The following is a 2,500-nucleotide window of genomic DNA, read 5'->3' on the forward strand; positions in this document are numbered from 1 at the left end:
TTGACGCATCGCTATGTGCGCCCGGAGGTCGATGAAGGGCCTTGCATCGAGATCGTCGCCGGCCGGCACCCGGTGGTGGAGAGGACGCTGACCGACGAGCCGTTCGTGCCCAATGACGCCTTCCTGACGCCGGAGACCGCCATTCAGATCATCACGGGCCCCAACATGAGCGGCAAGAGCACCTACCTGCGTCAGACGGCGCTCATCACCTTGATGGCGCAGATCGGCAGCTTCGTGCCCGCCGAGCGCGCCCGCATCGGCGTCGTCGATCGCATCTTCACGCGCCTGGGCGCTAGCGACGAAATTCATCGCGGCCAGTCCACTTTCATGGTGGAGATGGTCGAGACCGCCAACATCCTTCATCACGCCACCAACCGCAGCCTGCTGCTGCTCGACGAGATCGGCCGCGGCACCAGCACCTACGACGGGCTGGCCATCGCCTGGGCGGTGATCGAGTACATCCACAACCATCCCCGGTTGCGCGCCAAGACGCTCTTCGCCACGCACTATCACGAGCTGACCGACCTGGCCGAACGGCTGCCGCACGTCGTCAACTACAACGTAGCCGTCGATGACAGCGGCGACGGCGAAGATGTGGTCTTTTTGCGACGCATCATCCCCGGCAAGGCCGACCGCTCCTACGGCGTCCACGTGGCGCGCATGGCCGGCCTGCCCGCGCAGGTCGTCGCGCGCGCGGAGGAAATCCTCGCCGACCTGGAGCGGAGCGGCGCCGCAGGTCCGCGTCGACTGACCGAGACTGTGGCGCCGAAGCGGCGCGCTGGCGCCCTGCAGGTTTCGCTCTTCGCCGACGTGCATCCGGTCGTCGAGGCGCTGCGCAAACTGGACATCAACAACCTGACCCCGCTCGATGCGCTCAATCGGCTTTATGAGCTACAAAAAATGGCGGGGGAGAGTTGACCGGGTGGGGTAGACGGTTTCCTTACTTTTATGCCGATGAACTCTTGTCAGGTCGTTTATCGGCATTCAGAAAGATGAGCTCCTTGGATGCTGGCCTTGACTCTCATAAAATAATTTGTATGGACAAAGTTATGGATTCGCTTGACACGATTCTGCAGGGCGATTGCGAGGAGGTTCTGCAGTCGTTTCCTGATAATTCCATCGATCTGATTTTCACCTCGCCGCCTTACGCCGACCAGAGGCGCCACACTTACGGCGGCGTTACACCTGACGAGTACTGCGCCTGGTTTCTGCCGAAGGCGAAGCAGTTTTTACGCGTCCTCAAGCCCACCGGCACGTTTATCCTCAATATCAAAGAGCGCGTGGTCAACGGTGAACGTCACACTTACGTCATCGAATTGATTCTGGAGATGCGTAAACAAGGATGGCTCTGGACAGAGGAATTCATCTGGCACAAAAAGAATTCTTATCCAGGGAAATGGCCCAATCGTTTCCGAGACGCCTGGGAACGATTGATTCAATTTAACAAGACGCGAGCCTTTGCGATGTACCAAGATGCAGTGATGGTTCCAATCGGCGGTTGGGCGCAAGAGCGGCTCAGGCGATTGAGCGAGACGGACAGAATCCGCGACGAATCGCGTGTCGCAAGTGGCTTCGGCAAAAACGTCTCCAACTGGGTGGGGCGGGCCATGGTCTACCCCACTAATGTCATCCACATGGCGACGGAGTGCTCTAATCGGCGCCACAGTGCAGTCTTTCCTGTTGATTTGCCCGCTTGGTTTATCAAACTTTTCACAAAAGAAGGCGACATCGTGCTTGACCCGTTCATCGGATCGGGCACGACTGCCGTCGCCGCCAAGAGACTCAATCGTCACTATGTTGGGATCGACATCAATCCTGAATACTGCAATCTGGCGCGCGAGCGCCTTCATGGGGTGCAACCGCAACTTTTTGAGGAAAGAGCATCTTATGAAAGTGAGGCGAAAGAGTGAATCCTCTCGACATGCGCATGGTTGAGCAGTATGTCCAGGAGACGATTCAAGATTTCCATCGGCGGCGCCTGACCTCAGTGGAATCTCTGAGCCTGAATCAGTTGCTCAAAAAGAACCCCTATCTCTTCCGAGCGAAAAATTTAACCGTCGCCAGCGATTTGATAGCCAGTCTTCTTGACGCGTTTTTGTCTTCTTCGGAGGAGAAATTATTCGGCGATTTTTTAGAAAATCTTGCGTTGTTCATTGCCCAGCAAACGTCCGGGGGACATAAATCCAGTGCACCTGGCGTTGATCTAGAATTCATCAATCGCAACACCCACTATTTGGTTTCAATCAAATCGGGTCCGAACTGGGGGAACAGCTCGCAACACAGCAAACTGGCGCAGGATTTACGGGACGCAGTCATTCGCCTGAAACAATCTCGGATCAGCATGAATGTGCAACCTGTGCTCGGCATTTGCTATGGTAAAACCCGAACCACCTACACGCGGGCTGGCTATCTTAAGGTAGTTGGTCAGAACTTTTGGTACCTGATCAGCGAAAACGAACGCCTCTACACCGATATTATCGAACCAATAGGCCATCGGGCG

Annotated in this window: 2 protein-coding genes and 1 pseudogene (1 of these 3 cut by a window edge); all 3 read left to right on the top strand. The window is 56.2% G+C overall.

Annotated elements, in window-relative coordinates; all coding sequences use genetic code 11:
* Positions 1–918: pseudogene (locus Q0367_RS19810) on the top strand (DNA mismatch repair protein MutS); the annotation flags it as partial.
* 131 nt (positions 919–1,049) lie between these two features.
* Positions 1,050–1,910 carry a site-specific DNA-methyltransferase gene (locus Q0367_RS19815; protein ID WP_297641158.1) on the top strand — a complete coding sequence of 287 codons (861 nt, stop codon included), beginning with the start codon at positions 1,050–1,052 and terminating at the stop codon, positions 1,908–1,910.
* Positions 1,911–1,921: 11 nt separating this feature from the next.
* Positions 1,922–2,500, top strand: partial view of a PmeII family type II restriction endonuclease gene (locus Q0367_RS19820; RefSeq protein ID WP_298984324.1) — the 5' portion only. 159 nt of this gene lie beyond the right edge of the window; the window shows 579 of its 738 coding nt (coding positions 1–579); the start codon lies at positions 1,922–1,924; its stop codon lies off the right edge, out of view.

This window comes from uncultured Caldilinea sp., from assembly GCF_937128415.1.
Taxonomy (GTDB): Bacteria; Chloroflexota; Anaerolineae; order Caldilineales; family Caldilineaceae; genus Caldilinea.

Bases quoted from the DNA above. Each gene is read 5' to 3' on its own strand.
- Q0367_RS19815 (WP_297641158.1), top strand. From the start codon at position 1,050: ATGGATTCGCTTGACACGATTCTGCAGGGCGATTGCGAGGAGGTTCTG.